This window comes from Ancylobacter mangrovi (assembly GCF_024752335.1).
Taxonomy (GTDB): domain Bacteria; phylum Pseudomonadota; class Alphaproteobacteria; order Rhizobiales; family Xanthobacteraceae; genus Ancylobacter; species Ancylobacter mangrovi.
Genome location: NZ_JANTHY010000007.1, coordinates 298766 through 324808 on the forward strand (window position 1 = coordinate 298766; position 26043 = coordinate 324808).

Consider the following 26043-nt stretch of genomic DNA (forward strand, 5'->3'; position numbering starts at 1 on the left):
CGGCACGGGAATCCACGACTCTTCAAGGCGATGGAAACGATTTGTTTACCGGCCTCATTAATGATCGCGTCATCGTCCGGTGTGGACTGCCGATCAATGCCAAAAGCAGAGTCGGCTGACTCACTTATGGGTGCATCTTAACGTTCGACTTTAGCGACTGAGTTCAAATTTTCTGGTTCGCTGCCAGCCTCTTGCGGGAAGACTCGAAGAAAATTCGAGTTCCCGCTTGTGCTTGGGAATCAGATTTTGTTACCCATATCGCACGGAAGAACGAATCGGTGTGCTGAGCCGGGCGCGGGGTGGGGTCACGCTCGGTACGGGAGTTGTCCGATTGAGCGCTGAAAACCCCCGGGGCCATGGCGAGGGAAGGGGATTGGCATGCGCGTCTTGCTCATCGAGGACGACCGCGCGACCGCGCAGAGCATCGAGCTGATGCTCAAGTCCGAGAGCTTCAACGTCTACACGACGGATCTCGGGGAAGAGGGTGTCGATCTCGGCAAGCTCTACGATTACGACATCATCCTGCTGGATCTGAACCTTCCCGACATGTCGGGCTATGACGTGCTGAAGGGCCTGCGCGTCGCCAAGGTGAAGACGCCCATCCTCATCCTCTCCGGCCTCGCCGGCATCGAGGACAAGGTGAAGGGCCTCGGCTTCGGTGCCGACGATTATCTCACCAAGCCGTTCCACAAGGACGAGCTGGTGGCCCGCATCCACGCCATCGTGCGCCGCTCCAAGGGCCACGCCCAGTCGGTCATCATCACCGGCGACCTGGTGGTCAACCTGGACACCAAGACGGTCGAGGTCGCGGGCAACCGCGTGCACCTCACCGGCAAGGAGTACCAGATGCTGGAGCTGCTTTCCCTGCGCAAGGGCACCACGCTCACCAAGGAGATGTTCCTCAACCATCTCTATGGCGGCATGGACGAGCCCGAGCTGAAGATCATCGACGTCTTCATCTGCAAGCTGCGCAAGAAGCTCGCCAACGCCTCGCAGGGCCACAATTTCATCGAGACCGTATGGGGCCGCGGCTACGTGCTGCGCGACATGGGCGAGGAGCCCCAGCGCATCCCGGCCTGAACCGGCCTCCCCTGCCCGATCGCAAAAAACCCCGCCTCACGGCGGGGTTTTCGTTTTTGGCGCCCTCGGGCGAAGCACCGGGCGCGGCATCGCCGGCCCGGCACCGTGGAAAGGCGCGGCTATTTGGCGTTGCCGGCCAGCCAGCCCTTCATGAAGGCGATCTCCTTCTCCTGCGCCGCGATGATGTCCTCGGCCAGCTTGCGCAGCTCGGGATCCTTGCCGAACTGCAATTCGACCCGCGCCATCTCGACCGCCCCCATGTGATGGGGGATCATGCCGCGCACGAAATCGACATCCGCATTGCCGGAATATTCGATCCCCATGTCGTGATGCATGCGCTCATTGGCCTCCTCGAAGGCGCGGGTCGAGCCGCTCGCCGCGCTTCCCGGCATCGACATGTCGTGCCCCATGGTGCCAGGCTCCATCGTGCCGTGCTTCATCGTGCCGGGGTCCATCGGCATCGGGCTGCTCTGGGCAGCCGCTAGCGTGGGAAGCGCGAGGATGGCTGCGGCGCCGAGCGCCGCCGTGATCAGGGTTCTCATTGGAATCTCCGTCTGTTCCGTGTGATCGGGCGCCCGCATGGACGCCCGGCGCTTGGGCATGCGGTCAGACGGAACGGGGCGGAGGCTCCGGGATGGCGAGCGTCCAGCCGGCGGGCAGGCGGGACGCGGCCGCGTCGAAGGCGAGCGGGCGCGCCTCGGGACGGGCAAGGCCCGCCCCGTCCGACGGCGCCATGGCGAGCTGGCCGAGCGCGCAGCACAGATGCAGGAAGAGCATGGCGCGCCCTGGGCCGGCCGGCGGGGCCGCTCCGGTCATGCCGGCATGGTCGTGCGTGGCCGCGAGAGGAGCGCCCGCGTCATGGGCGGCGAGCATCGCTCCCAGCGCCAGCAGGGCGACGACCAGCCGCGAAAGCCGCAACCAGAGCCGGACGATGTTCATGCGGGAAAGGGCTCGCTCCGAGGATCACTGGCGCGAGGATATCACCGCCGCAGCCGCCGGAAAGCACGGGCGTTGCCGGATGCCGCGACCGTGAACGATGGAACGCGATCAGGCGGCGCGGGCGCGCCGGGCCAGCAGCGCCGCGACCAGCGCCACGCCGTCGCCGGCCGGCACCACGGCGTCGAAGCCGTCCGGCACCGGGGGGTGTCCCGCGGCCGTGAAGCCGATGCGCCGGGCACGGCCCCCGTCCATCCGGCCGGCCAGCTCATAGGCGTCGAGGTCGACCAGCACCACGTCAAAGCGATCGCCCACCAGCCGCGCCGCGCGCGGGTCGTCGGCCAACGACACGTCGTGCCCCATGGAGCGGACGATGTCGCACATGAGCGCCCGCCCGGGCCCCTGCGGCGCGGTCAGCAGCACGCGCGCCGCCCCGGTCGTGCTCGGCACGGTCTCGCCCGGCTCGAGCAGGCGATAGCGGGTCTCGCCCGTCACCAGGAAGCGTTCGCCGCCGAGCCGCTCGATGCGCCCGGCCGGCGCCAGCCCGACCACTTCGTCGACCGCCACCGCCTCGCCCTCCCCGCCGAGCAGCAGCAGCATGCGCCCGCTGCGCCCGTCGATCGGGTTCATTCCGCGCAGCGCGGCCACGCGCACCGCCTCGAGCTCGCGCCTTCCGGCGCGCACCAGAAGATGGGCCGTGTCTCGCGCGCAGGGCACGCTCACCCGCGGGCGCGCCGCGGCGATGCCCATCGGCATGTCGAGCAGTGCCGCCTGGCTGCCATCGGCCAGCCGGGCGATGCCGGCGATCATATCCTCGCAGGGCGCGAAGCGGTCGCGCCAGTCGGCCGGCAGCGTCGCCACCTCGGCCGTCACGCGCTGCGGCATGGCGTCGAGCAGCAACGTCGCGCGCACCCGGCCTTCGGTGCCGAAGAGAACCAGCGCGCCCTCGCCCGGCGCGATCGCTTCCGCGCGGCCGAGCCGGTCGGAAAGGCGCACCAGCGGCAGCCCGCTGGTGCCGAGCGTTCCCGCCTGCGCCATGCGGGCCATGCGGTCCCAGCGCTCCCCGGAGAGCGGCATCACGTTGATGGCGCGGCTCGCCGGCGGCGCGAACTGCATGCCGTGCAGCGAGAAGACGAGCACCTGCGCACGCTCCGGCGCCGGTGGAACACGCACCGGGCGGGCAGTGGCGGACAGGAAGCGATCGGCGTCGGGCATCAACATGGGCAACCACGGGTAAACTCAACTCACGCGCCCCACGCAGGGCGCGCAGCCAGAGTTTTCCCCGGATCGCGTTAATGTCTTCTGAAAGATGCCGCTGGGTGAATCGGGCTCAGGCCGTCTCGACCGTGATCGCCACGGCATCGCCCTCGTGCGAGAGCCGGATGGCGAAGCCCGTCGCCCGCGCCAGCAGGCCGGTATAATGCGGCTGGATGGCGTGCGCGTCGACCATGCCGCCATCGGGCGCGTTGCCGGCCAGCAGGTCCGCCAGATGCGGGGGAATGCGCGCGTGGCTGCCTTCGCTGCGAAGCTGGAAGCCGCCCGCCTCGCCCTCCCCGGTCGCGCTCAGCGCGATGCGCCCGCCGCGCGGAATGGTGGAGACAGCGACCAGAAGCAGGTTTAGCAGCAGCTTGACCTTGTTCTTCGGCAGCAGCGCGCGCGGCACGGTCCATTCGAGACTGGTGCGGTCGTCCTGAATGAAGCCGCGGGCGACGTTCTCCGCGTCGCCGGTGTCGATCTGCGCACCCGCCGAGCCGGCGGCGCCAAAGGCGAGCCGCGCGAACTGGAGCCGGGCGGAGGCCTGCTTGGCGCTCTTGGCGATGAGGTCGAGCGCGAACGCCTTCATGCTCGGGTCGTCCTCGTCCTCGAGCACCTCCAGCCCGTTCACGATCGCGCCCACCGGGCTGATCACGTCGTGGCACACGCGCGAGCACAAAAGGGCGGCAAGGTCGAGCTTGTCGAGGTCGATGGCGGTCGTCATCGCGTCCCTCTGTCTGTCGGATCTGGACGAATCACCGGCTGTGGCGCGGCGCGGTTTCATCGCTGGATACACCGCGCGCCTGCTCCCGCCAACCTCGCGCCGAGCCGCATCCCATACCCTGTCCACTCGCCCGGTGCGCCGGCACCGGCGGGCGCCGCGAGGCGGCAGAACGCATCGGGACGTTACGTGAGGTCGCGGCGACGTCCGGGGCGAGGCTTGTGGATCACACCCGCGCGCAACCGGGCGCGAGGGGGTCCCTGACGCCTTCCTAAGGTCTTACTCCATGCTAATGATACCCGGGCCGGCGGCCCTCACGGCCGTTGCACACGTCTTCAGATCAGAACGCGAGACCGCCAATGCCGACCTTGCGCGCCCTTCTTGCCTGCCTCGCCTCGCTCGCCGCCATACCCATCGCCGCAGCGCCCGCGCAGGCCCAATATGCGCAAGACCCCTACGCCCAGAGCCAGCCCCGACAGAGCCAGTATCCCCAAGGCCAGTACAACCAGGGACAGTACAATCAGGGCCCGTACAGCCAGGGTCCCTATGCCCAGGCCCCGGCCGGCAAGGGCCAGTACGCGCAGGGACAGTACCCCCAGGGCCAGTACCAGCAGCCCGCCGCCGCGCCGGCCCAGAGCACCTATTCCAGCGACGAACTGCTCCAGCAGGGCCACGGCTTCTTCGGCGAGGTCTCGCGCGGCCTCGCCCTGTCGATCGAGAAGGCCGTCAACCAGTGGGGCCAGCCAAACGGCTACATCCTCGGCCAGGAAGGCTCCGGCGCCTTCGTCGGCGGCCTGCGCTACGGCGAGGGCACGCTCTACACCCGCAATGCCGGCGACATGAAGGTGTTCTGGCAGGGACCCTCGCTCGGCTGGGACTTCGGCGGCGACGGCGCGCGGACCATGATCCTAGTCTACAATCTGAACTCGATAAACGACATCTTCCGCCGCTTCGGCGGCATTTCGGGCTCGGCCTATTTCGTCGCCGGATTCGGCATGACGGCCCTCGCCTCGGACAATATCGTGGTGGTACCGATCCGCTCCGGCGTCGGTGTACGCCTGGGCGCCAATATCGGCTACCTCAAGTTCACGCCCACCGCGACCTGGAATCCGTTCTGAGTTAACGGGGCGTTGCAGGATAGCGGCCGGGGTGACCCCGGCCGTTTTGGTGTTTGTAACCGTTGGCCGCTAGGCTGTGCCGATCGACACGCCCGACACGCCACGCACGAGGTGAGACCGCACATGATCGAGCCGATCATGTATGCCGCGATAGGCTTCCTGACCGCGACGCTGCTGGCGCTGCTGGTATTGCCGGCGGTCTGGCGCCGCGCGGTCCGGCTCACCCGCCGCCGCGTCGAGAACGCCATTCCCGTCACGCTGGCCGAGATCCAGGCCGACAAGGACGAGCAGCGCGCAGAGTTCGCCGTCGAGACCCGCCGGCTCGAGCTGGAGGTCGACCGCCATCAGGCCCGCGCCGCCGAGCTGTTCGCCGACGTCACCCGCCGGGATGAGGAGCTGCGCGCGCGCAAGGCCAGCCTCGACGAGGCGCTGGCCGGGCTCCAGGATCTTCAGTCCCGCCACGATAGCCTCACCCGGAAGGACGTCGAGACCAGCGAGAGCCTTGCCCTGCGCGAGCGCGAGCTGGAGGAGACGCGCGCCCGGCTTGCCGCCACGCTCGCCGAGCTCGCCACCGCCCGCCAGGATCTCGACGAGACCACCTCGCGCGAGAACGAGCTCAAGATCGAGCATGTCGCGCTGACCACCGAGCGCGGCACGCTTCACGGCCGCGTCGCCGAGCTCGAGCGGCTGCTGGCCGCGACCAACGCCCATCTCGAGACCGAGCGCACCACGCTGCGCGCCACCTCCGAGAGCCTGTCGGTCGAGGTGACGAGCAATCGCGACCTCAAGACCCGCCTCGCCGAGACCGAGAACGAGCTCGGCACCGTCAGCGCCGAAGCCGCCGCGCTGCGGGCCGAGGTCGCCGCGCTAAGCCTGCGCGCGGACTCCCTTGAGCAGCGCACCCGCAGCGCCGAAGCCCGGCGCGACGCCGCCGAGACCGACGCCCGGGAGGTCACCGGCTCGGCCCGCGCCGCGCAGGCGAGCGCCGAGGCCGCCGCCCGCCAGGCGAACGACGCCGCCGAGATGGTGCGCGCCGAGAAGGCGATGCTGGAAGGCGCGCTGGCGAAGGCGCGCGAGGACCGCGCCGAGTTGCAGAAGCGCCTCGACGCGCTGATCCCGACCGCCGCCGGCGTGCCGGAGGACGTCGACGACGGCGCGCAGCTCCGCGAGCGCATCAGCGACATCGCCGCCGAGGTAGCCGCCCTGACCGCAGCGCTGGAAGGCCCCGGCTCGCCGATCGACGCCCTGCTGGCGGCCGCGCCGGCGGGCAAGCGCAAGAAGAACAACCCGCTCCCGCTCGCCGACCGCATCCGCGCGCTGCAGGAAAAGGCCGCCAAGGCAGGCGATGCCGGCAAGGCGGCCGATTCCGCCAAGGCGCCGACCGCCAACAATGGAGCCGCGAACGGGGCTTCCAACGCCAGCACGGCTCCCGCCGAGCGCCCGGCCCAGAACCGGGCCGTCGCCGGCTAGGAACGGCCGCGCGGGGCGCCAGACCCGCGCCCAGCCACCGACCGACGGGACGCGCCGGAAGGTCCCGCAAGTGGAGCGTCCATCAACGGGCGCCCCGTGACAAAGGCGCCGAAGGGCGCTTCGCCAGGAGGAAACGCGTCCCATGAATCTCGCCCGCCTGCTCAAAGAGCGCGCTGATGCCGGCCGCCCGGTCCGCGTCGGCCTGATCGGCGCCGGCAAGTTCGGCTCCATGTTCCTGTCGCAGGTGCGCACCACGCCCGGCCTGCACCTGCTCGGCATCGCCGACCTGTCAGCGCCCCGCGCCCGCGCGGCGCTTGAGCGGACCGGCTGGGACGCGGACGCTGCCATCGCCGCCTCCTTCGACGAGGCGCGCCGCACTGGCCGCACCATGCTGACCGAGGATGCCGAGGCGCTGATCACGGCCGACGGGCTCGACGTGGTGATCGAGGCGACCGGCAGCCCGGCCGCCGGCGCCGCACATGCGCTCAAGGCGATCGAGCACGGCCGGCACATCGTGATGGTGACGGTGGAGGCCGACGCGCTGGTCGGCCCGCTGCTCGCCGCCCGCGCCCGGCAGGCGGGCATCGTCTATTCCATGGCCTATGGCGACCAGCCGGCGCTGGTGTGCGAGATGGTCGACTGGGCGCGCTGCTGCGGCTTCTCGGTGGTGGCTGCCGGCAAGGGCACGAAGTACCTGCCCGCCTACCACGCCTCGACGCCCGACACGGTGTGGGACCATTACGGCCTCACCCCCGAGCAGGCGGCCGAGGGCGGCATGAACCCGCAGATGTTCAATTCCTTCCTCGACGGCACCAAGTCGGCGATCGAGATGGCCGCCATCGCCAATGCCGCCGGGCTGCGGGCGCCGTCCGACGGGCTCGTCTTCCCGCCCTGCGGCGTCGACGACCTCGCCACCATCCTGCGCCCTCGCGCGGCGGGCGGGCTGATGGAGCAGGCGGGCATCGTCGAGACGATCTCCAGCCTGGAGCGCGACGGGCGCCCGGTCTACCGGGACCTGCGCTGGGGCGTCTATGTCGTGTTCGAGGCCGATCCTGGCCCGAGCGGCGACTATGCCCGGCGCTGCTTCAAGGAATATGGCGTCGTGACCGATTCCACCGGCCGCTACACCGCACTCTACCGCCCCAATCACCTGATCGGGCTGGAGCTCGGCGTCAGCGTCGCCTCGGCGGCGCTGCGCGGCGAGCCGACCGGCACCACCGACGCGTTCAATGGCGACGTCGTCGCCGTCGCCAAGCGGGCGCTGAAGGCCGGCGAGGTGCTGGACGGCGAAGGCGGCTTCACCGTGTGGGGCAAGCTGCTGCCGGCCGCCACCTCGCTCGCGCGCGGCGCGCTGCCGATCGGGCTTGCCCATCACATGACGCTGAAGCGCGACATTCTCGCCGGCGAGGTCGTCGGCTGGGCGGACGTGGATGCGGGCGACAGCGCCATCATCCGCCTGCGCCGCGAGATGGAGCGCGCTTTCGCCGGCACGTCGCTCGCCGCGGAATAGGCCCGACCGGGCCTTCCCCATCACCGGCACCGGGCGAGCGCGTAGCCGCGCGGCCTCCCGGGCGGCTAGCGCATGGTCTTCGTGCGCATCATGTCGGGAAACGAGGCTCCGAGGCGCCCGAGCAGCCGGCGCATCCGCCGCCCCTTGAGCTTCGCGACCGCCGCCTCCAGCGAGGCGATCCGGTCCGACTGGGCCGCGACGACATAGACGAGCTGTTCGAGCAGGCGCTCCCGCACCGGCCCCTCCTTTGGCAGCTCGGCGTTCAGCGGCCCGGAAAGGAAGTCGATCCCGATGCTGTCGCGGATCGAGGAGAACATCTCACGGTTCTCCTCGACGATGTCGGCCGTCTCGCGATAGCAGAAGCCGTCGCGGATGATCTGGTGCAGGGTTGGCGCGTCGGAAAGGCTCAGCCCGCCCATGGCGATGTCGAACCGGTCCGGCATCACATCTTCCTCGAAGCGATTATTGAAGACCAACCTGAACACCGATTCCGCAACGGAGGTGCGTTCAAGCACGCGGTCCTGCGCGTTCTCGAGCTCTATGCCCACGGTCGAACAGAAATCGTCGACCACATCGATCGACTTGTCGAAGCGGCGCACCTCCAGCAAGTCGGGATGATGGTGCTTCCACCGCGGCAGCCCCGCATAGCTGCCGACCAGCGCGCGGGCCATCTCGCCATAGGGCCGCACGGGTCCTTGCATGGTCTTGTGGTGGATTCCCCACTGCGTATAGGCCGAGGGAAGCCAGTCATACGGATCGCGCACATAGACGATGATCCGGACCTTCAGATGCCTTCTGAGCGTCGCGATGAAGGGCGCGAAGTGATCGGCCAGTCGGATGGAGTTCTCCTCGGTGAGGCCATAGATCGCCTCGCTGGAAATGATGAAGCGCGTGATCCCCGATTCCGCCCGCAACTGCTCGAGCCGCTTGACGAAGGTTCCGGCGGCCCGTCGCATCTCGGCCTCGGAGAGCGCGCCGAAGACCTCATGTCCCATGGCCCCGAAGAAGCGCGGATCGATCAGGTCGAACCACAACCCCAGATATTGCGTGTGCTGTCGGCTCAGGCAGTCCTGATTTGAGCCCAGGGCATATTGAATCGACGTGGTTCCCGTCTTTCCCATGCCGATATGCAGAAAGAGCTCGATCATCAATGCGGAGTCCACTCCAGAGCGCACATGATCCCGATACCTTTAGGGGGCCGAGACACAACCTGCAAGCGGCGCGTAACGCCGCCAGCGAAGACCGTCCGACGCAATGCACTTCACCCGCGCTGGAGCCCGTCGGGACGCGGCACGCGCGTTTCGCTCATGCCACTCAGGAACGCAAAACGGATCGGCCACGGTGCGGGCCGCACTCGGTATCTCCCGCACCGGAAAAAATTACCACGAACGCCAACCGGTCCACACGCCAGGAAAGCCCGTTTCGCCGGGCTGGGTGCTAGATGGGCGCCTCGCGGGTGGCGACCACCCATTCGCGTGCGCGCACTTCGGGATTTTCGTTCAGCAGCACGTCGGTGACGACGGCGACGCTGTCGGCGCCGGCCCGCAACACGCCATCGGCGCGGGCGATGGTCAGCCCGCCGATACCCACCAGCGGTATGTCGCCGATGCGGCGCTTCCACTGGGTGACGCGCTCCAGCCCCTGCGGGTCCCAGCGCATCTTCTTCAGGATGGTCGGGTAGACCGGGCCGAGCGCGACATAGTCGGGCTCCGCCTTCAGCGCGGTCTCCAGCTCATCCTCGTCATGGGTGCTGATGCCGAGCTTGAGCCCGGCGCGCCGGATCGCCGCCACGTCGGCCTCGGCGAGGTCTTCCTGACCGAGATGGACGAAATCGCACCCTTCCTCGATGGCGAGCCGCCAGTAGTCGTTGACGACGAGCTGGGCGCCGTAGCGCAGGCAGATGTCGCGCGCCTCGGCGATCTCGCTGCGAAGCTGGGCCTGCTCCATGTCCTTGGCGCGAAGCTGCACCAGCTTCACGCCCTGCGGCAGAAGTCGCGGCAGCCAGGAGGCCCGGTCGACGATGAGATAGAAGGGATCGAGCTTCATAACCTGCCTGCCGGACAACTCACTCGCCGAAAACGCCGCGGCCCATCACCGGGGTGGACGGCGCGGCCATGTCGCGCACCTCCATCGGGTCGGCGATCACCGCCTCGCGCCCGGCCTCGATGGCCCGGGCGAAGGCGCGCGCCATGCGCACCGGATCGCCCGCCTTGGCGACCGCCGTGTTCAGCAACACCGCGTCATAGCCCATCTCCATCGCCGCCGTGGCGTGCGAGGGCAGACCGATGCCCGCATCGACCACCAGCGGCACGCGCGGGAAATGGGCGCGCAGCGAGCGCAGGCCATAGGGATTGTTGAGCCCCCGGCCGGAGCCGATCGGCGCGCCCCAAGGCATCAACACCTCGCAGCCGGCCGCGATCAGCTTCTCGGCGACGACGAGGTCGTCGGTCGTGTACGGGAACACCTGGAAGCCGTCGCGCGAGAGGATGCGCGCGGCCTCGACGAGGCCGAACACGTCGGGCTGGAGCGTGTCGTCCTCGCCGATCACCTCCAGCTTGACCCAGGGCGTGTCGAACAGGTCGCGCGCCATCTCGGCCGTCGTGACGGCTTCCTTCACCGTCTTGCAGCCGGCAGTGTTGGGCAGCACCTTCACGCCGAGGTCGCGGATGATCTGCCAGAAGCTCTGCCCCGCCTTGGCGGCCCCGGATTCGCGCCGCAGCGAGACTGTGACGATCTCGGCTCCGCTGGCGCGGATCGCCTCGGAGAGGATGGCGGGCGAGGGATATTGCGCGGTGCCCAGCAGCAGCCGCGAGGCCACGCGCGTGCCATAGAATTCCACGGCGTCGGCAAGGCCGGCCGCATTGGGTGTCAGAGCGTCCATCTCAGCCTCCCTGCATCGGAGCGAGGATTTCCACGCGATCGCCGGAAGCGATCGGCGTTGCCGCGCGCTTGACCGCGCGCACCACGGCGCCGTTCAGCGCCGTCGCGACGATGGCCTCGCCGAGGCCCAGCTCGCCGAGAAGCTCGGCGAGCGTGCCGGCCCGGGTGTCGGCCGATTCACCATTCACGAGGATCTTCATCCATAACCTCCGGGAAACGGGTCCCGTCGAACGCCAGTTCCGCCGCCCGGCGCGCCAGCGCCGGCGCAGCCAGGAAGCCGTGGCGATACAGCCCGTTCACATAGATGGTCTTGCCGCGCCGGCGAAGGCGCGGAAGGTTGTCCGGGAAGGCCGGGCGCACATCCGCACCGATCTCAACGATCTCGGCCTCTCCGAACGCGGGGTGCAGCGCATAGACCGACCCCAGCAGCTCCAGCATGGAGCGCCCGGTGACGCGCCCGCGCTCGTCGTTCTCGATCGAGGTGGCGCCGATCATGAAATGCCCGTCGCCGCGCGGCACGATATAGACCGGGATGCGCGGGTGCAGCATCCGCACCGGGCGCTTCAGCGCGATCTCGGTGGAATAGAGCACCAGCATCTCGCCCTTCACGCCGCGCAGATCCGCGAGTTGGTCGCGCGCCGCGAGGCCGCGACAATCGACCACCAGATCGGCCTCGTCGCCCGCCCCGTCCGGCCCGTCGGCCTCGAAGCGCACGTCGATGCCGAACTCGTCGGTCAGCCGGCGGGTCAGCGCGGCGAGCGCCTTGCGCGGCTCCAGATGCGCCTCGGTCGGGAAGAACAGTCCCTGGTCGAAACGCCCCTCGAGGTCCGGCTCCAGCGCCGCGATGCGCGCGCCGTCGACCCACTCATAGCCTTCCGTGCGGCGCGAGAAGCGCCTCAGGTCGGGCAGGTCGCGCGACTGGGCGAGCACCAGGCTGCCCTCGTTCGGCACGTCCGGCACCTCGCGCCGCCAATAGGCGAGCGACTCGAGGCCGAGCTCGGCGATCAGCGGCTCGGCGCTCTCGCGCTCGCACCACGGCGCCAGCATGCCGCCCGCATACCAGGAGCAGCCCTGCCCGGAGCCCGATCTGCGTTCGATCACGGTCACCTGCGCGCCGCGCTGGGCGAACGCATGGGCGCAGGTCAGCCCGGCCACGCCGGCACCGACCACGGTGACACGCATCGCATTGGCGGCACGGCCTGTCACCGCTCCGTCATGCGCTCCATTCGGGGATGTCATGCACGCCTCCCTCCGCCAGTCTCAACTGGATCAGGTTCAAAGGGTCGCCATGCCGCGTCACCGACGCGCCGATGGCCTCTCAGCCTCCTGACGAGGCTCCCCTGGACGCTTGTTGATATAGTCGCGCAACCGGCAAATGTCACCGTGCCGTCGACATTATTCCGGTGTCATCGCAGCCGGGACGACAGGTTGACGACATTGGCGGGCGTGCGCCGCATGGCGGTGCTGATCGCCCGGTGCAGCGCCTCGCGGCCGAACGGCTTTCCGAGCCTGAGCATCCCCGTGCCGGCGTCGGCGGGCAGCTCGGCATAGCCGGTGCCGAGAACGATCGGCAGCTCCGGCTGGCGCTCGCGTATCGCGGCGGCGAGTTGGACCCCGGTCATGCCCGGCATCGCCTGGTCGGTGAGCACCGCGTCGAACGGGCCTTCCCGGTCGAGGATCACCAGCGCTTCCGGGCCGGACGACGCCTCGCAGACGCCGTAGCCGAGATCCTCCAGCATCGCCGCGGTCGCCGACAGCACCAGCGGGTCGTCGTCGACCACAAGGATGCGGGCGCCCCCGCCTTCCGATCCGGTCTCCGTCCCGGATTCCGCGCCCACCTCGGGCGAGGCCCCGGCGATGCAATCGGCGACGGGCAGGTAGATGGTGGCGCAGGTGCCCTTGCCCGGCTGGCTGGTCAGCTTGAGCCGCCCGCCCGACTGCGCCGCGAGGCCGTGCACCATGGCGAGGCCGAGGCCGGTGCCCTTGCCGACCCCCTTGGTGGTGAAGAAGGGCTCGGCCGCATGCACCAGCGTCTCGGTGTCCATGCCGGTGCCGGTATCGGTGATGCTGAGGCAGAAATAGCGCCCGGGCCGCAGCTCGCCGCCCTCCTCCTCGCTCTCGGTAGCCGCGATCGTGTTCTCCCGGGCGGCGATGGTCACAGCGCCGCCGTCCGGCATGGCGTCGCGCGCATTGACCACGAGATTGAGCAGCGCCAGCTCGAGCTGGTTGGCGTCCACCCTCGCCTTCGGCAGGCCGAGCGGGAAGCGGGTCTCGATCCGCACGCCCGGCCCGATGGAGCGCTGCAGAAGGTCGGCCATGCCGAGCACCAGCTCCGGCACGTCGACCGGCTCGGGATTGAGGTCCTGCCGGCGCGCGAAGGCGAGCATGCGCTGCGTCAGGGCGGCGCCGCGCTGGGCCGCCTGCATGGTGTTGTCGATCAGCGTGACGAGGCGCGGGTCGGTGGGCGCGCGCTTGCGGGCGAGTTCCAGATTACCGAGGATCACCGCCAGCAGATTGTTGAAATCGTGGGCGATGCCGCCCGTGAGCTGGCCGACGGCTTCGAGCTTCTGCGCCTGGCGCAGCGCTTCCTCTGCCTGACGGCGGTCGGTGACGTCGATCAGCCCGCACAGCGTCTTGACCAGATGGCCCTGCTCGTCCTTCTCGGCCACGGCCGAGAGAATGCAGTCGAGTATCCGCCCGTCGCGGGCGACGAGCTTGTACTCGGCCTCGCGCAGCTCGCCGACGTCGAGCAGGCGGGGCCAGTGCTCCTCGTTCCGCTGGCGTGCCGACTCAGCAGTCATGAAGTCGGTCAGCCGCCGGCCGATCACGTCGTCGCGGCGATAGCCCAGCAGCTCCAGCCAGGTGTCGCTGACCTGCTCGATCCGCCCCTCATCGTTGAGCGAGTGCAGCGGCAGCGGGGTGCGGCGATAGAGCAGCCGGTAGCGCTCCTCGCCCTCGCGCCACATCTGCGCCTCGCGCTCGGCCAGCAGGCTGGAGCGGCGGTCGTACATCGCCGCCATCAGCGCGGCGGCGAGGATCACGAAGGTGGCGGCGCTGACCGCGATGACGATGTCGACATTGCCGATGCCGGGGGCCACATCCGGCGAGAGCCGATTCTCGTTGACGACGAAACTGACGCCGAACATGGCGATGTAGTGCATGCAGGAGATGCCGCATCCCAGCGCCACCGAACCGACGATGCGTTCGCCCAGCGAATGATGGCGCAGCGCCAGCCAGATCGCGGCGGTCGAGGCCACGATCGCCACCGCCGTCGCGGCCAGCGCGTAGCGCCAGTCATTGACCGTCTCGGCCTGCGCCCGCATCGCGGCCATGCCCGCATAGTGCATCGCGACGATGCCGAGCCCCATGAAGATGCCGGCCGCCATAACGCGCCGCCGGGTCACATGCGGATGGCTGGTGCAGAGGAAGGCCAGCCCCGTCACCACGATGGCGATGACCAGCGACAGCGCCGTGAGGCCGATGTCGTAGGAGACCGGCAAGCCCGGATAGAGCGCCAGCATGGCTACGAAATGCATGGACCAGATGCCGCCCCCCAGCACGATCGCGGCGATGATGAGCCAGCCGGCCTTTGCGGCCCCGGCCGCGCCCGGAATGCGCCCCGCGAGATCCAGTGCTGTGTAGGAGGCGGCGATGGCAATCAGGATCGACAGTGCCACGAGCACTGGATCATGTGAGCCGACCACATCCATCGTCACCTGTCCGAGACTCCCGATCCCCGCATCTTTGCCGCCCGCGGTGCCCATAAGCCCGAAGGGGCCGAATGGAAACGCCAATCCGACTCATGATGCCCGTCGCGCTCGATCACATCCCCATCAGCGCGAACTTCGGGTAGAGCAACACGAAGCTGGTCCGTTTAGTTCCAGCGGGTAGCGCCGGAACGATACGAAAGGGAGCAAGGCATGCGGGACAGGCTGGCGGGACTACGCAAGCGCGCACGCGGGCTGCTGCCGAAATGGGCCGCGGCCGAGATCAGCGTGCTCATCGCTTTGGTCGGTGTGGCGACCGGCCTCCTCGTCTTCGCCTACATTGCCGACGAGGTGGTCGAGGGCGAGACCCACGCCCTCGACGAGGCAATCCTGCTCGCCTTCCGCTCCCCCGGCGATCCGGCCGATCCGCTCGGCCCGGCCTGGCTCGAGATCGCGGTGCGCGACCTCACCGCGCTCGGCAGCACGACGGTGCTGACGCTGGTGACGCTCATCACAGTCGGTTTCTTCATCGTCGACCGCAAGCGCGCCACCGCCGCCTTCGTCCTGCTGGCGGTGGTGGGCGGCGCGCTGATGAACTACCTGCTCAAGATCGGCTTCGACCGCCCGCGCCCGGACCTCGTCGCCCATCTCGTCGACGTGCATACGCTGAGCTTTCCCAGCGGCCACGCCATGGGCTCGGCGGTGACCTACCTGACGCTCGGCGTGCTGATCGTGCGCAGCGAACAGGAGCGGCGCATCAAGGCCTATGTGCTGGGGGTGGCGGTCGGGCTGACTCTGCTGATCGGCATCAGCCGCCTGTATCTCGGCGTGCACTGGCCGACCGACGTGGCGGCCGGCTGGTGCGCCGGCGGCGCCTGGGCGCTGCTGTGCTGGCTGATCGCGCTGGTGCTCCAGCGCGAGGGTCGGATCGAACCGGGCGACGCGCCGCCGGACGCGCGCGTAGACGCACGCCGGCCATGACGGGACGGTGACAAGGCGCTATCCTCCGGCGCTAGAGGCCCCAAGAGCCTCGCCCGCGTGTTGGTACAAGGAGGAAGGCATGTCAGCCACGGTGCCGGAAGGTCAGCTGCTCCCGGGAATCGGTGTCATCGAGACCGTCGAATCCGACAATATCCTGCGCTGGGACGGCGCCGACCTCTACGTCGAGCAGGACGTCTACCACAACGGCCAGCTCGTCCACCGCCGGTACCGGCGCCGCGTGACCAGGCCGGTCGCGCAGGCCATCGCCCAGATGCTCGCCCAGCACTGAAGCGCCTCGAGGGGCCGTTCCGGCGTCACTCAGATACGCGCCAGAAGCCCGCCGAGATGAAGCAGGCCGCTCGGCCAGATGCCGAGCCGGGCGGCGCTGCCGATATGCCCCAGCGCGCCGACATCGGCGAAATCCGCGCCCCAGGCCTCGGCGAACGCCTTCGCCTGGGGAAACGCGACGCGCGGGTCGTCCTGGCTCGCCGCCACCAGCGCCGGGAACGGGAGCGGGCCGAGCGGCATCGGCCCGAAATTGCGCACCACGTCGAAAGACGGGTGCGGGTCGTCGACATTGGTCGGCGCCGCGAGGAAAGCGGCCGCCACCTTCGACGCGGCGAGCTCGGGCGCCGCGGCTGCCCAGCGAATGACGGTAGCGACGCCGACCGAATGGGCGACCAGCACCACGCGCCGCGGTGCCGCCTCCACCGCCGCGCCGAGGCGGCCGGTCCAGGGGCCGAGCTGCGGGCGGCTCCAGTCCTCCTGCAGCAGGCGGGTCGAATTGGCAAAGGCACCGAGCCAATGCGACTGCCAATGGTCCGCCGGCGCATTCTCGCGCCCGGGAACGACGAGGAAATCGAAGGAGCTGAAATCGATCGGCATGGGAGAGGTCCGCGAGAGGATCAGGCCGGCATGAGCAGGGCGAGCAGCACCAGGACGAGCCCGAGGATCGCGACCGTCCACACCGCCGTGCGCAGATAGGGCACGCCCGCCGCATAGAGCGGCAGATAGGCGAGGCGCCCGAGGAAATACAGATACGCCCCCGCCTCGGTGAGCACCCCGTTGCGGTCGGCGATATGGGCGATGAGGATTCCGGCGGCGAAGAGCGGCAGCGTCTCGAAAAGATTGGCCTGCGCCCGCCGCAGCCGCGCCGTCACCGCGCCGCTGTCGGGCTCGGGCACGTCGCGCGGCCCGACCTTGTAGGTGAGCCCGACCCTGCGCGTGCTGATCGCCGCCGGAAGCAGGATCTGCACGAGGGCGAGAACGAGCGTCCAGGCTAGCAGCGTCAGCTCTGTGGTCATGACGTACCGCGGCAGTTGATTTGTCGCGCGACCGGTCGCATCTGATCGCCGTTCGACCTAAATTAGCAGCATGGCGAAGGTAAAACAGAAAAATCGGCGCGCCAGCGACGGCCGACCTCTGCAGCAGGTCGGTGCCCTCCCTTTTCGTGTCGACGATCAGGGAAGGTTGCAGATCCTTCTCGTCAGCTCGCGGGAGACCCATCGCGCGGTGATTCCGAAGGGCTGGCCGATGCGGAACCGCAAGGACTGGAAATCCGCGCAGATCGAAGCCCGGCAGGAAGCGGGCATCGTCGGCGACATCAGCCGCAAGCGGATCGGCCAGTATCTCTACTGGAAGCGGCTGGACACGCATTTCGCGCTGGTGAAGGTCTCGGTATTCCCGCTCGCGGTGCGCCGCCAACTCGGCGACTGGCCCGAGCGGCATGAGCGCGAGCGGCGCTGGATGACGCCCGAGGATGCGGCGCTGCTGGTGGACGAGACCGATCTCGGCGCGCTGATCACCGAGTTTGCGCAGTCCCAAACATGGCGAAAGCTGCTGCCGTCACGCCCGGTGAGGCGCGAAGGCGAGCAGCTCTCTCCGGCAGGGGCGTGAGCGCGGGGCCGCGCGGCTCGCGCTCGACGCTCCCGCGGGTCAGTTGATGACCTGAACCACCTCATGGGTGCGCGGGTCGACCAACACGGTGCGCTGGTTCACCACCGTATAGCGGTACTTGGTCGAGCCGAAGCGCGAGGGCACCTCGTAATAGTGGACCTCGGCGGGCAGCGCGGTGCCGACCGCCACCTGGCCGTCATAGGCGTAGGACGGGGTCTGCTCCTCCACCACGTAGTGATGGAAACGGGTCTGGTTGTCCTCGGCGATGCCGCCGACCACCGCGCCGGCAACGCCGCCGACAACGGCCCCTACCGGACCGCCGACGATCGCGCCGCCCACGGCGCCGGTGGTGGCACCGGCTGCGGCGCCGACGCCGGACTGCTGGGCGCTCGCGGCGACCGGAACGGAAAGAAGCAGAGCAGAAACAATAACGGCGTGACGTATCATGGTAATCTCCTGTCGTCCCTTGCCCATCCAGTGTGCTGAGCAACGTGCGACCGCGCGATGAGTTCCATGCGGTACGAAAACGCCGACGGTATATTAAAACTACTGGACTCTATTCTTCCATCATCTCTTCAGCGTGATGCGGATGACCGAGCCCCGCCGCACCATGGGCATGGAACAACCGTCCGCGCTCGGCGATAAGCACGAAGCACAGCGCGAAGAACGACAGCAGCGCGAAACCGACCGTCAGCGGCAGCGTAGTACCGTCGAAGCTCTGGCCGACCAGGAAGCTGAGCAGCGCCCCGCCGACCGTGCTGACGAAGCCGAGCGAGGACGAGGCGGTGCCCGCCACATGGCCCACCGGCTCCATCGCCATGGCGTTGAAGTTGGAGACCATCAGCCCGAAGAAGAACATCATCCCCGCCTGGATCAGCGAGAAGGTGACGAGGTTCTCGCCGCCCGCCAGCACGATCCAGGCATGGAGCAGCGCCGTCAGCAGGAAGCCGATGAGGGCGGCATGCGACACACGCCGCATGCCGAGCCGCTCGACGATCCGCGCATTGACCAGCGAGGAGAGCCCCATGCTGCAGGCGATGCCCGCGAAGATCAGGGTGAAGGTCGGCCCGAGTTGGAACGTGTCGGTGAAGATCTGCTCGGCCGAGCTGACGAAGCCGAACAGGCAGCCCATCGCCATGGTCATGGCCAGCATGTAGCCGACCGTCACCCGGTTGCTGAACACGACCCCGAAGGCGTGGCGGATGCTCGCTATCGACAGCGGGCTGCGGTCCTCCGGATGCAGCGTCTCCGGCAGGCGCAGCAGGGTCCAGGTGATGAGCACGGCGCCCATGAGGCACAGCACCAGGAAGATACCGCGCCAGGGCGCGAACAGCACGATGAGTTGGCCCACCGACGGCGCCACGATGGGTACGGCGAGGAACACGATGAACACCAGCGACATCACTCGCGCCATCTGCCGCCCGGCATAGCAGTCGCGCACGATGGTGATGGCGAGGATGCGGATCGCCGCCGCGCCGACGCCCTGCAGGATGCGCACGGTCAGCATGGCCTCGAACGTGCCCGCGAACACGGCACCGAGCGAGGCGACGGTATAGAGCGACAGCCCGAACAGCAGCACCGGCCGCCGGCCGTAGCGGTCGGCGAGCGTTCCGTAGATGATCTGCGCGGCGCCGAAGCCGAGCAGATAGGCCGTGATCACGAGCTGGATGTGGTTGGCGGTGTCGATGCCGAGGTCCACGCCGATCGACGGCAGGGCCGGCAGCATCGAGTCGATGGCGAGGGCGTTGGTGGCCATCATCATCGCGACGAAGATAACGAACTGGCGAAAACCCATGCCGGGATGAGGGCTCTCCGGCGTGGGAGCTACGGTGGTCATGTGATGTCCGATGCTTGAGCACGGCGCGAACGCGCCGCACCGAGACTTATGCCCCAAAAGTGCCGCGCCCCCAACTCGACGGAAGACGAAGCCGCGCCGCCGCGCGGCCTGCCCGGGCTCACAAGCGCGGGAGCGGACGGGACTCTGCTACCTTCGTAGACGCTAGTCGGCCGATTCGATGACGGCTATCCTCAAAACGCCACCGCTCGAAACGTCGGATGGTCCGGCAGCGAGTCGGTGCCGCTCCGCAGGGAACGGAGCGCGGAGGGGAGCTGCCACCATGTTCGATCCGACGACCTGGACCGGGTTCCACACCTGGCTGAGCCTTATCGCCATCGTCACCGGCTTCGTACTTCTGAGCGACCTGATCGGCGGCCGGGATCGCCCGGGCTGGACGGCCGTCTTCCTCGCCACCGCCGTCGGCACCAGCGCGACCGGCTTCGGCTTCCCCTTCACCGGCGTGCTGCCGTCCCACATCGTCGGCATCGTGGCGCTGCTGGTGCTCGCCGTGACCCTGCCCGCCCGCTACCATTTCCACCGCGCGGGGTTCTGGAACGCGGTCTACGCGGTCGGCGTCGTCGTCAGCCTCTACCTGCTGGTCTTCGTCGGCGTGGCGCAGGCCTTCGCCAAGGTCCCGGCCTTGCAGGCGCTGGCCCCGACCCAGTCGGAGCCGCCCTTCGCCATCGCCGAGCTCGTGGTGCTGGTCCTGTTCGCCGTCGCCGGCTTCGTCGCCGTGCGCGGCTCGCGCGGCCTCACGCGCGCCGCGGCCTGACGCGGGGCTGGAAAGCGGCCCGCCTCAGAACTGCGGCGGGCCCATATCCATCGCCGGCGGCTCGAACTGGGGAATGTTGAGCTCGATGGTCGAGGGATCGACCTTCGGCCCGCTGTCGAGCCAGTAGGTCACGATCTCCGGCCATAGCGTCACCACCGCGACCACGATGAGCTGGATGAACAGCCACGGGATCGCGCCGCGATAGATCTGCGAGGTGCGGATCGAGGGCGGCGCGATGCCGCGCAAGTAGAACAGCGCGAAGCCGAAGGGCGGGTGCATGAACGAGGTCTGCATGTTCGCGCACAGCAGCACGCCGAACCAGATCAGGTTGATGTCGAGCTTCTGCGCCACCGGCACCAGCAGCGGCACAATGATGAAGGCGATCTCGAAGAAGTCGAGGAAGAAGGCGATGAAGAAGACGAAGATGTTGACGAAGATCAGGAAGCCGAGCCGCCCGCCGGGAAGCTGAGAGAGCAGGTGCTCGATCCACAGCGCGCCGTCCATGCCCTGGAACACCAGGCTGAAGCAGGTCGCGCCGATGAGGATGAACACCACCATGGCGGTGAGCCGCATGGTCGAGTTCATCGCCTGGCGCAGCAGGTCCCAGGTCAGGCGGCGATGCGCGGCGGCGAGCACGATGGCGCCCACCGCACCCATGGCGCCGGCCTCGGTCGGCGTCGCGAGGCCCAGCGCCAGCGTGCCGAGCACGAGGCCGATCAGCACGATCGAGGGGATCATGCCACGCAGCACCTGCTTCACGACCTGCCAGCCGCTGTCGCCGATCGCCTCCTGCGGGAGCGGCGGCATCATCTTCGGCCGGATGAAGGACAGCACCAGTATGTAGGTCAGGAACAGCGTGACCTGCAGGATCGAGGGGCCGATGGCGCCCAGATACATGTCGCCGACCGAGCGGCCGAGCTGCTCGGCCAGCACGATCAGCACCAGCGAAGGCGGGATGAGCTGGGCGATCGTGCCCGAGGCGGCGATCACGCCGGTGGCGAGGCGCTGGTCGTAGCCATAGCGCATCATCACCGGCAGCGAGATCACGCCCATGGCGATGACCGAGGCCGCCACCGTGCCGGTGATGGCGCCCAGCACCGCGCCGACCAGGATGACGGCATAGGCGAGCCCGCCCGGCAGCTTGCCGAACAGCTTGCCGGTGCCCTCGAGCAGGTCCTCGGCGAGGCCGCAGCGCTCCAGCACCGCACCCATGAAGGTGAAGAAGGGGATGGCGAGCAGCAGATCGTTCGAGATGATGCCGTAGAAGCGCAGCGGCAGCGCCTGCAGGAAGCTCGGATGGAAATGATCGGTCAGGATGCCGATCGTCCCGAAGAACAGGCCGACCGCGACCAGCGAGAAGGCGACCGGGAAGCCGGCCAGCATGAAGCAGATCATGCCGCCAAACATCAGCGGAGGCATTACGCCGTGGGAGAACATGCCGAACTCTCTGCTATCGGGATCGGGAAAGGGGTGGGGTCGCGCCGAGCCTCACTGCATCGGCTTTTCGTACTCGGTCTCGACCGTGATGAGCCCGCGCAGCGCCGCCACGCGCTTGATCAGCTCCGAAAGGCCCTGCAGCGTCAGCAGCGAGAAGCCCAGCGGCAGCAGCATCTTCGCCGGCCACAGGATAAGCCCGCCGGCGTTCTGCGACACCTCGTCGGAGAGGAAGGACTGCCAGAAGAAGGGAAAGCAGAGCGAGGTGAGGTAGATGCCCGCCGGGATCAGCACCAGGATGAAGCCGCCGGTGTCGAGCCAGAGCCGCCCGCGCGGCGACAGCATCATGTAGAGCAGGTCGACCCGCACATGCCCGTTCAGCTTCAGCGTATAGGGCGCGCCGAGCAGCACCACGGCGCCGAACAGGTACCACTGGATTTCCAGCAGGCCGTTGGTGCTGAAGCTCAGCAGGTAGCGCACGGTCGCGTTGCCGGCGCTGATGAGCACCGCGAAAAGCACGAAATACGCGGCGAGGCGGCCGAACTTCTCATTCAGCCAATCGATGCCGCGGCTGAGCGCGAGCAGCCCATCCATCGCACGTTCCCCTCTTGACGCCGACTTTTGTCGTTGTGGCTCTTGAAGGCGCTGCAATCGCCGTCCGAGCCGTTTTCGGCAAGATAGACGATCGTCTCACGCGACATAAGCCGCAAGCGGGAATGGAGACGCAGGTGGGGAAATGGCGGGGCAGCCATCACGCCCGGGCAAACCTGATCGGTACTGATGGAGAAGGCTGCGGCCGGAGTGGCGCTCCCAACCGGACTCGAACCGGTGTTTTCGCCGTGAGAGGGCGACGTCCTAGACCGCTAGACGATGGGAGCTGCGCGGCAGAGGCGGCTCTCTTAGAGCCATTCGGCACCGGGATCAAGGCGCCAGGGCCGCTTTCCCGAGCCTATTTTTCGCGGGCCGCTCAATGCTCGCTGGCGAAGGTCAGCACGCCGCGCGGCGCGCGGGTCGCGACGTCGAAGAAATGGGTCTCGACCACGCCCGCACGCTCCACCGTCACCGCGATCAGGTCGCCGGAGACCATGGCGGAGCGCACCTGCGCCCCCTCGGGCAGCCGGATCGTGCCGGTGATCTCGGCGGGCTTGCTTTTCCAGCCGACAACAACCCTGTATCCGATGGCACCGAACACGGCGAGAAAGCCGAAGCCCATCAACAGGCCGGAGAAGGCCGCGAAGCCGCGCATCTTGCGCAGCACGCGCTCGGCGGCCGGATCGAGTTGGTCTTCGGAATCGGGAGATGTCATGCCGGCACCGCAGGAACCCTTGGATGATCTGGACGAGGCCGCGCCCGAGGACGAGGCGACCAGCGTCGATATCATCGCCGCACGCGAGGATGAAGGCCTTCGGCTGGACCGCGTGCTCGCCCGCCACCTGCCCGAGCTCAGCCGCACGCGCCTCCAGGCGCTGATCGGCAGCGGAAACCTCACCCGCGAGGGCCGCCTCGTCTCCAGCGGGTCGGTCAAGGTCGCGCCTGGCGATCGATTCGTCCTGCGCGTGCCGCCCCCCGAGCCGGCGGCGCCGGTCGCCCAGGACATCCCGCTCGACATCGTCCATGAGGATGACGACCTGATCGTCATCGACAAGCCGGCCGGCCTTGTCGTCCATCCCGCGCCGGGCAATCCGGACGGCACGCTGGTCAACGCGCTGCTGTTCCATTGCGGCGCCAGCCTCTCGGGCGTCGGCGGCGTGCGCCGGCCGGGCGTCGTGCACCGGCTCGACAAGGAGACGTCCGGCCTGCTCGTGGTCGCCAAGAACGACCGGGCTCACCGCGCCCTAGCCGCCCAGTTCGCCGATCACGGGCGCAGCGGGCCGCTGGAGCGCGCCTATCTTGCCTTTGTCTGGGGCGTGCCCGACCTGCCGAGCGGCACGGTCGACGCGCCGCTCGGCCGCCACCCGGTGTCGCGCGAGCGCATGACGGTGCGCAGCGACGGGCGGGCCGCGATCACCCATTGGCAGCGGCTCGAGACCTTCGCCGACGCCGCCGGTCGCCCGGTCGCCAGCCTCATGGAGTGCCAGCTCGAGACCGGGCGCACCCACCAGATTCGCGTCCACATGGCCCATATCGGCCATCCTTTACTCGGCGACACGGTTTATGGGGTCGGCCAGCGCACCAAGGCCAACCGGCTCGGCGAGAAGGCGCGCGGCGCGCTCGACGCGCTTGGCCGGCAGGCGCTGCATGCCGCCCGGCTCGGCTTCGAACACCCGGCAAGCGGCGACTTCCTGCTGTTCGAGAGCCCTCTTCCCGCGGAGCTCGCCCGGCTGCACCGCGCGCTGGAAGAGGCGGGCTAGATGGCGCAGCGACGCCCGCTCAAGGCTTCGTGACACCACGTCGCCTTGCGGTTTCGCAAAAAAGCGCCGTTGCTGCTAATATAGCGTAGCGGTTGGCTCCGTGCGGCCGCAGACCGGTCGCCCAATAATGGGGACCGCGAATAAGGAGGGTGCTGATATGGCCCGTTCCGCCATGACCTTGCCGTCCGCAGAGGGCGGCCTGAGCCGGTATCTGAACGAGATCCGCCGGTTCCCGATGCTGGAACCGCAGGAAGAATATATGCTCGCCAAGCGCTGGCGCGAGCACGAGGATTCCGAGGCCGCGCACCGTCTGGTCACCAGCCATCTCCGTCTCGTCGCCAAGATCGCCATGGGCTATCGCGGCTACGGCCTGCCGATTTCCGAGGTGATCTCGGAGGGCAATGTCGGCCTGATGCAGGCGGTGAAGCGCTTCGAGCCGGACAAGGGGTTCCGCCTCGCCACCTATGCGATGTGGTGGATCAAGGCGTCGATCCAGGAGTACATCCTGCGCTCGTGGAGTCTCGTCAAGATGGGCACCACGGCGGCGCAGAAGAAGCTGTTCTTCAACCTGCGCAAGGCCAAGAGCCAGATCTCCGCGCTGGAGGAAGGCGACCTGCGTCCCGACCAGGTCCAGCAGATCGCCACCAAGCTCGGCGTCACCGAGCAGGACGTGATCGACATGAACCGGCGCCTGTCCGGCGACGCCTCGCTCAACTCGCCGCTGCGCGGTGACGTGGAAGGCGGCGGCGAGTGGCAGGACTGGCTCGCCGACGATCACGACAGCCAGGAGCAGATCCTCGCCGAAAGCGAGGAGATGGACAATCGCCGCAGCGCGCTGTCCGGCGCGCTCTCCGTGCTCAACGACCGCGAGCGGCGCATCTTCGAGGCGCGCCGCCTCTCCGACGACCCGATGACGCTGGAGGACCTCGCCTCCGAGTTCGGCGTCTCGCGCGAGCGCGTGCGCCAGATCGAGGTGCGGGCGTTCGAGAAGGTGCAGAAGGCAGTGATCGACCGCGTGCATCAGATGGAGTCGGCCTCGCCCAGCCTGGAATCGGCGAACTGAGCGACATCCGTAAACCACGACGCGGCGTTCCGGCGCGCGGGGTGCGCCAGCATCCCGCCCGCCGGGACGTTCGGCCGGAACGGTAGGGGTCGACCGCTCTGACGAGCGAGCCGGCCCTCGTCCGAGCGGTCCGGAATCGCGAGGGCGTTTTCCGTAAAGCGCACATAAGATCGGGGAGTCGGCGCACATCTCCGGTGGGCCCGTCCAGCCGTTCGCACCGGCCGCGGGACGGAGGATCGGTTTGCGGGCCGTCAGGCCGACAGCGCCGAGCCTTCGGTGGTCGGGCGCATCGCGGCGCCGGCGCGGCTGGCGGCGAGGCGCACATCATGGGCCAACACGTCGCGGATGCTGAGCACGCCGACCAGCTGGTGCTCCTCCAGCACCGGCAGATGGCGCACGTGATGCTCGTCCATCAGCGCGCGCACCTGGTCGACGCTGTCGTCCATCTGGCACGAGATCATGTTGCGCGACATCAGGTCGGCCACGCTGGTCTTGAGCGCGGCGCCACCGCGCTCGGCGATGGCGCGCACCACGTCGCGCTCGGAGAAGATGCCCACCACCGTGTCGCCCTCGGAACCGCACGCGTCCTTGACGACGACGGCGCCGATACGTTCGCGGTTGAGCAAGGTCGCTGCCATTTCAACGGTTTCCGACATGCGGATCGTGGGCACGCGAGCGTTTTTCAGCTTCATGAGATCGGCGACAAGCATGGCGTTTCCCTCTGATCTTGGAGCCGTGACCGTCACTTCATCTTCTTCTTTTGTCTAAGTCTGGTATGCAATACACCTGACGTCAACGAAAAGAGTCGCCGCGCCGCAGCATGGCTGACGCAGAGGCAGACAACGAAAAGGCCGGGCTTTCGCCCGGCCTTTCGCGTCGAGGGGAAGGATGTCGTCCGCCCGTCAGAGGTTCTTGACGATATCCTCGACCATTTTCTTTGCGTCGGCGAAGAGCATCATGGTGTTGTCGCGGAAGAACAGCTCGTTCTCGACGCCGGCATAGCCGGCCGCCATGCCGCGCTTGATGAACAGCA

Annotated in this window: 29 protein-coding genes, 1 tRNA gene and 1 riboswitch; of the genes, 10 read left to right on the forward strand and 20 right to left on the reverse strand. The window is 68.5% G+C overall.

The annotated features are described in order from the left end of the window. Positions 1 to 378 precede the first annotated feature (378 nt). The gene (ctrA, locus tag NVS83_RS18545) at positions 379 to 1080 is read left to right on the forward strand and encodes a response regulator transcription factor CtrA (protein WP_258733551.1); all 702 of its coding nucleotides are present in this window, start codon (positions 379 to 381) and stop codon (positions 1078 to 1080) included. A 119-nt stretch (positions 1081 to 1199) separates the two neighbouring features. Here ctrA and copM read toward each other — a convergent pair whose 3' ends face one another. The 4 genes from copM to chpT form a co-directional block, all read right to left on the reverse strand. Beyond that, positions 1200 to 1622, reverse strand: a complete 423-nt coding sequence (gene copM / locus NVS83_RS18550; protein ID WP_258740631.1) for a CopM family metallochaperone — start codon at positions 1620 to 1622, stop codon at positions 1200 to 1202. Between the two features lie 64 nt (positions 1623 to 1686). Then, positions 1687 to 2019 carry a hypothetical protein gene (locus NVS83_RS18555; RefSeq protein ID WP_258740632.1) on the reverse strand — a complete coding sequence of 111 codons (333 nt, stop codon included), beginning with the start codon at positions 2017 to 2019 and terminating at the stop codon, positions 1687 to 1689. 108 nt (positions 2020 to 2127) lie between these two features. Then, positions 2128 to 3237: a chemotaxis protein CheV gene (locus tag NVS83_RS18560; protein ID WP_258740633.1), complete on the reverse strand. Its 1110-nt coding sequence runs from the start codon at positions 3235 to 3237 to the stop codon at positions 2128 to 2130. A 109-nt stretch (positions 3238 to 3346) separates the two neighbouring features. After that, complete coding sequence (gene chpT, locus NVS83_RS18565) at positions 3347 to 3994, reverse strand: histidine phosphotransferase ChpT (RefSeq protein WP_258740634.1); 648 nt, start codon at positions 3992 to 3994, stop codon at positions 3347 to 3349. A gap of 356 nt (positions 3995 to 4350) precedes the next feature. On the opposite strand from chpT, the gene NVS83_RS18570 reads away from it, so the two are divergent. From NVS83_RS18570 to NVS83_RS18580, 3 genes are all read left to right on the forward strand, one after another. After that, positions 4351 to 5109, forward strand: coding sequence for a DUF1134 domain-containing protein (locus NVS83_RS18570; protein WP_258740635.1), 759 nt, complete (start codon positions 4351 to 4353; stop codon positions 5107 to 5109). A gap of 123 nt (positions 5110 to 5232) precedes the next feature. Beyond that, positions 5233 to 6579: a coiled-coil domain-containing protein gene (locus tag NVS83_RS18575; protein ID WP_258740636.1), complete on the forward strand. Its 1347-nt coding sequence runs from the start codon at positions 5233 to 5235 to the stop codon at positions 6577 to 6579. Between the two features lie 142 nt (positions 6580 to 6721). Continuing rightward, positions 6722 to 8089 carry an NAD(P)H-dependent oxidoreductase gene (locus NVS83_RS18580; protein WP_258740637.1) on the forward strand — a complete coding sequence of 456 codons (1368 nt, stop codon included), beginning with the start codon at positions 6722 to 6724 and terminating at the stop codon, positions 8087 to 8089. 65 nt (positions 8090 to 8154) lie between these two features. Here NVS83_RS18580 and NVS83_RS18585 read toward each other — a convergent pair whose 3' ends face one another. The 6 genes from NVS83_RS18585 to NVS83_RS18610 all read right to left on the reverse strand — a co-directional run bounded on the left by NVS83_RS18585 (position 8155) and on the right by NVS83_RS18610 (position 14679). Further along, positions 8155 to 9240, reverse strand: coding sequence for a hypothetical protein (locus tag NVS83_RS18585; RefSeq protein WP_258740638.1), 1086 nt, complete (start codon positions 9238 to 9240; stop codon positions 8155 to 8157). A 286-nt stretch (positions 9241 to 9526) separates the two neighbouring features. Further along, on the reverse strand, positions 9527 to 10135 hold the full coding sequence (locus NVS83_RS18590; RefSeq protein WP_258740639.1) for a thiamine phosphate synthase: 609 nt from the start codon (positions 10133 to 10135) through the stop codon (positions 9527 to 9529). Positions 10136 to 10154: 19 nt separating this feature from the next. Continuing rightward, complete coding sequence (locus NVS83_RS18595) at positions 10155 to 10970, reverse strand: thiazole synthase (RefSeq protein WP_258740640.1); 816 nt, start codon at positions 10968 to 10970, stop codon at positions 10155 to 10157. 1 nt (position 10971) lies between these two features. Next, positions 10972 to 11169: a sulfur carrier protein ThiS gene (gene thiS / locus NVS83_RS18600; RefSeq protein ID WP_258733562.1), complete on the reverse strand. Its 198-nt coding sequence runs from the start codon at positions 11167 to 11169 to the stop codon at positions 10972 to 10974. Beyond that, a complete protein-coding gene (locus NVS83_RS18605) occupies positions 11147 to 12151 on the reverse strand; it encodes an FAD-dependent oxidoreductase (protein ID WP_258740661.1) in 1005 nt (334 codons plus the stop codon). Before NVS83_RS18605 ends, thiS begins: the two co-directional genes overlap by 23 nt. A gap of 48 nt (positions 12152 to 12199) precedes the next feature. Further along, positions 12200 to 12321, reverse strand: a riboswitch (TPP riboswitch). Between the two features lie 54 nt (positions 12322 to 12375). Beyond that, positions 12376 to 14679 carry an MHYT domain-containing protein gene (locus tag NVS83_RS18610; RefSeq protein WP_441296847.1) on the reverse strand — a complete coding sequence of 768 codons (2304 nt, stop codon included), beginning with the start codon at positions 14677 to 14679 and terminating at the stop codon, positions 12376 to 12378. 210 nt (positions 14680 to 14889) lie between these two features. On the opposite strand from NVS83_RS18610, the gene NVS83_RS18615 reads away from it, so the two are divergent. Further along, positions 14890 to 15657 (forward strand): phosphatase PAP2 family protein, encoded by a 768-nt coding sequence (locus NVS83_RS18615; RefSeq protein WP_258740642.1) that lies wholly within the window; start codon positions 14890 to 14892, stop codon positions 15655 to 15657. 79 nt (positions 15658 to 15736) lie between these two features. Further along, complete coding sequence (locus tag NVS83_RS18620) at positions 15737 to 15946, forward strand: hypothetical protein (protein WP_258733565.1); 210 nt, start codon at positions 15737 to 15739, stop codon at positions 15944 to 15946. Positions 15947 to 15975: 29 nt separating this feature from the next. Here NVS83_RS18620 and NVS83_RS18625 read toward each other — a convergent pair whose 3' ends face one another. Further along, the gene (locus tag NVS83_RS18625; RefSeq protein ID WP_258740643.1) at positions 15976 to 16542 is read right to left on the reverse strand and encodes an RBBP9/YdeN family alpha/beta hydrolase; all 567 of its coding nucleotides are present in this window, start codon (positions 16540 to 16542) and stop codon (positions 15976 to 15978) included. A gap of 20 nt (positions 16543 to 16562) precedes the next feature. Then, a complete protein-coding gene (locus NVS83_RS18630; RefSeq protein ID WP_258740644.1) occupies positions 16563 to 16961 on the reverse strand; it encodes an MAPEG family protein in 399 nt (132 codons plus the stop codon). 70 nt (positions 16962 to 17031) lie between these two features. On the opposite strand from NVS83_RS18630, the gene NVS83_RS18635 reads away from it, so the two are divergent. Beyond that, the gene (locus NVS83_RS18635; RefSeq protein ID WP_258740645.1) at positions 17032 to 17553 is read left to right on the forward strand and encodes an NUDIX hydrolase; all 522 of its coding nucleotides are present in this window, start codon (positions 17032 to 17034) and stop codon (positions 17551 to 17553) included. Between the two features lie 39 nt (positions 17554 to 17592). Here NVS83_RS18635 and NVS83_RS18640 read toward each other — a convergent pair whose 3' ends face one another. Then, positions 17593 to 18000, reverse strand: a complete 408-nt coding sequence (locus NVS83_RS18640) for a DUF1236 domain-containing protein (RefSeq protein WP_258733569.1) — start codon at positions 17998 to 18000, stop codon at positions 17593 to 17595. Between the two features lie 109 nt (positions 18001 to 18109). Continuing rightward, positions 18110 to 19390, reverse strand: a complete 1281-nt coding sequence (locus NVS83_RS18645; RefSeq protein ID WP_258740646.1) for a multidrug effflux MFS transporter — start codon at positions 19388 to 19390, stop codon at positions 18110 to 18112. A 280-nt stretch (positions 19391 to 19670) separates the two neighbouring features. On the opposite strand from NVS83_RS18645, the gene NVS83_RS18650 reads away from it, so the two are divergent. Beyond that, positions 19671 to 20162 (forward strand): hypothetical protein, encoded by a 492-nt coding sequence (locus tag NVS83_RS18650; RefSeq protein ID WP_258740647.1) that lies wholly within the window; start codon positions 19671 to 19673, stop codon positions 20160 to 20162. Positions 20163 to 20186: 24 nt separating this feature from the next. Here the strand turns inward: NVS83_RS18650 and NVS83_RS18655 are convergent, their stop codons facing one another. The 4 genes from NVS83_RS18655 to NVS83_RS18670 all read right to left on the reverse strand — a co-directional run bounded on the left by NVS83_RS18655 (position 20187) and on the right by NVS83_RS18670 (position 22902). Continuing rightward, positions 20187 to 21599, reverse strand: coding sequence for a TRAP transporter large permease (locus NVS83_RS18655; protein WP_258740648.1), 1413 nt, complete (start codon positions 21597 to 21599; stop codon positions 20187 to 20189). A gap of 51 nt (positions 21600 to 21650) precedes the next feature. Beyond that, complete coding sequence (locus NVS83_RS18660) at positions 21651 to 22190, reverse strand: TRAP transporter small permease subunit (RefSeq protein WP_258733573.1); 540 nt, start codon at positions 22188 to 22190, stop codon at positions 21651 to 21653. Between the two features lie 208 nt (positions 22191 to 22398). Further along, positions 22399 to 22474 (reverse strand) — tRNA-Glu (locus tag NVS83_RS18665). A gap of 89 nt (positions 22475 to 22563) precedes the next feature. Further along, positions 22564 to 22902: a hypothetical protein gene (locus tag NVS83_RS18670; RefSeq protein ID WP_258733575.1), complete on the reverse strand. Its 339-nt coding sequence runs from the start codon at positions 22900 to 22902 to the stop codon at positions 22564 to 22566. Here NVS83_RS18670 and NVS83_RS18675 point away from each other — a divergent pair. Together NVS83_RS18675 and rpoH are read left to right on the forward strand one after the other, a co-directional pair. Further along, the gene (locus tag NVS83_RS18675; RefSeq protein WP_258740649.1) at positions 22901 to 23947 is read left to right on the forward strand and encodes an RluA family pseudouridine synthase; all 1047 of its coding nucleotides are present in this window, start codon (positions 22901 to 22903) and stop codon (positions 23945 to 23947) included. The genes NVS83_RS18670 and NVS83_RS18675 overlap by 2 nt on opposite strands. A 157-nt stretch (positions 23948 to 24104) precedes the next feature. Then, on the forward strand, positions 24105 to 25010 hold the full coding sequence (gene rpoH, locus NVS83_RS18680; RefSeq protein WP_258733577.1) for an RNA polymerase sigma factor RpoH: 906 nt from the start codon (positions 24105 to 24107) through the stop codon (positions 25008 to 25010). A 251-nt stretch (positions 25011 to 25261) separates the two neighbouring features. Here the strand turns inward: rpoH and NVS83_RS18685 are convergent, their stop codons facing one another. Together NVS83_RS18685 and NVS83_RS18690 are read right to left on the reverse strand one after the other, a co-directional pair. Then, positions 25262 to 25720 carry a CBS domain-containing protein gene (locus tag NVS83_RS18685; RefSeq protein ID WP_258740650.1) on the reverse strand — a complete coding sequence of 153 codons (459 nt, stop codon included), beginning with the start codon at positions 25718 to 25720 and terminating at the stop codon, positions 25262 to 25264. 192 nt (positions 25721 to 25912) lie between these two features. Next, positions 25913 to 26043 (reverse strand): NAD(P)(+) transhydrogenase (Re/Si-specific) subunit beta (locus tag NVS83_RS18690; RefSeq protein ID WP_258733595.1); only part of this gene is annotated, 131 nt, incomplete at its 5' end.

Excerpts from the sequence above, each read along its gene's own strand:
- NVS83_RS18650 (WP_258740647.1), top strand. The coding sequence starts at position 19,671 with ATGTTCGATCCGACGACCTGGACCGGGTTCCACACCTGGCTGAGCCTT.
- NVS83_RS18670 (WP_258733575.1), bottom strand. The coding sequence starts at position 22,902 with ATGACATCTCCCGATTCCGAAGACCAACTCGATCCGGCCGCCGAGCGC.
- NVS83_RS18655 (WP_258740648.1), bottom strand. The coding sequence starts at position 21,599 with ATGTTCTCCCACGGCGTAATGCCTCCGCTGATGTTTGGCGGCATGATC.
- NVS83_RS18560 (WP_258740633.1), bottom strand. The coding sequence starts at position 3,237 with ATGTTGATGCCCGACGCCGATCGCTTCCTGTCCGCCACTGCCCGCCCG.
- ctrA (WP_258733551.1), top strand. The coding sequence starts at position 379 with ATGCGCGTCTTGCTCATCGAGGACGACCGCGCGACCGCGCAGAGCATC.
- NVS83_RS18685 (WP_258740650.1), bottom strand. The coding sequence starts at position 25,720 with ATGCTTGTCGCCGATCTCATGAAGCTGAAAAACGCTCGCGTGCCCACG.
- NVS83_RS18625 (WP_258740643.1), bottom strand. The coding sequence starts at position 16,542 with ATGCCGATCGATTTCAGCTCCTTCGATTTCCTCGTCGTTCCCGGGCGC.
- NVS83_RS18570 (WP_258740635.1), top strand. The coding sequence starts at position 4,351 with ATGCCGACCTTGCGCGCCCTTCTTGCCTGCCTCGCCTCGCTCGCCGCC.
- NVS83_RS18555 (WP_258740632.1), bottom strand. The coding sequence starts at position 2,019 with ATGAACATCGTCCGGCTCTGGTTGCGGCTTTCGCGGCTGGTCGTCGCC.
- NVS83_RS18635 (WP_258740645.1), top strand. The coding sequence starts at position 17,032 with ATGGCGAAGGTAAAACAGAAAAATCGGCGCGCCAGCGACGGCCGACCT.
- NVS83_RS18615 (WP_258740642.1), top strand. The coding sequence starts at position 14,890 with ATGCGGGACAGGCTGGCGGGACTACGCAAGCGCGCACGCGGGCTGCTG.
- NVS83_RS18660 (WP_258733573.1), bottom strand. The coding sequence starts at position 22,190 with ATGGATGGGCTGCTCGCGCTCAGCCGCGGCATCGATTGGCTGAATGAG.
- NVS83_RS18605 (WP_258740661.1), bottom strand. The coding sequence starts at position 12,151 with ATGCGTGTCACCGTGGTCGGTGCCGGCGTGGCCGGGCTGACCTGCGCC.
- NVS83_RS18620 (WP_258733565.1), top strand. The coding sequence starts at position 15,737 with ATGTCAGCCACGGTGCCGGAAGGTCAGCTGCTCCCGGGAATCGGTGTC.
- NVS83_RS18610 (WP_441296847.1), bottom strand. The coding sequence starts at position 14,679 with ATGGATGTGGTCGGCTCACATGATCCAGTGCTCGTGGCACTGTCGATC.
- NVS83_RS18580 (WP_258740637.1), top strand. The coding sequence starts at position 6,722 with ATGAATCTCGCCCGCCTGCTCAAAGAGCGCGCTGATGCCGGCCGCCCG.
- NVS83_RS18595 (WP_258740640.1), bottom strand. The coding sequence starts at position 10,970 with ATGGACGCTCTGACACCCAATGCGGCCGGCCTTGCCGACGCCGTGGAA.
- NVS83_RS18630 (WP_258740644.1), bottom strand. The coding sequence starts at position 16,961 with ATGACCACAGAGCTGACGCTGCTAGCCTGGACGCTCGTTCTCGCCCTC.
- NVS83_RS18590 (WP_258740639.1), bottom strand. The coding sequence starts at position 10,135 with ATGAAGCTCGATCCCTTCTATCTCATCGTCGACCGGGCCTCCTGGCTG.
- rpoH (WP_258733577.1), top strand. The coding sequence starts at position 24,105 with ATGGCCCGTTCCGCCATGACCTTGCCGTCCGCAGAGGGCGGCCTGAGC.
- NVS83_RS18675 (WP_258740649.1), top strand. The coding sequence starts at position 22,901 with ATGCCGGCACCGCAGGAACCCTTGGATGATCTGGACGAGGCCGCGCCC.
- NVS83_RS18640 (WP_258733569.1), bottom strand. The coding sequence starts at position 18,000 with ATGATACGTCACGCCGTTATTGTTTCTGCTCTGCTTCTTTCCGTTCCG.
- chpT (WP_258740634.1), bottom strand. The coding sequence starts at position 3,994 with ATGACGACCGCCATCGACCTCGACAAGCTCGACCTTGCCGCCCTTTTG.
- NVS83_RS18645 (WP_258740646.1), bottom strand. The coding sequence starts at position 19,390 with ATGACCACCGTAGCTCCCACGCCGGAGAGCCCTCATCCCGGCATGGGT.
- thiS (WP_258733562.1), bottom strand. The coding sequence starts at position 11,169 with ATGAAGATCCTCGTGAATGGTGAATCGGCCGACACCCGGGCCGGCACG.
- copM (WP_258740631.1), bottom strand. The coding sequence starts at position 1,622 with ATGAGAACCCTGATCACGGCGGCGCTCGGCGCCGCAGCCATCCTCGCG.
- NVS83_RS18575 (WP_258740636.1), top strand. The coding sequence starts at position 5,233 with ATGATCGAGCCGATCATGTATGCCGCGATAGGCTTCCTGACCGCGACG.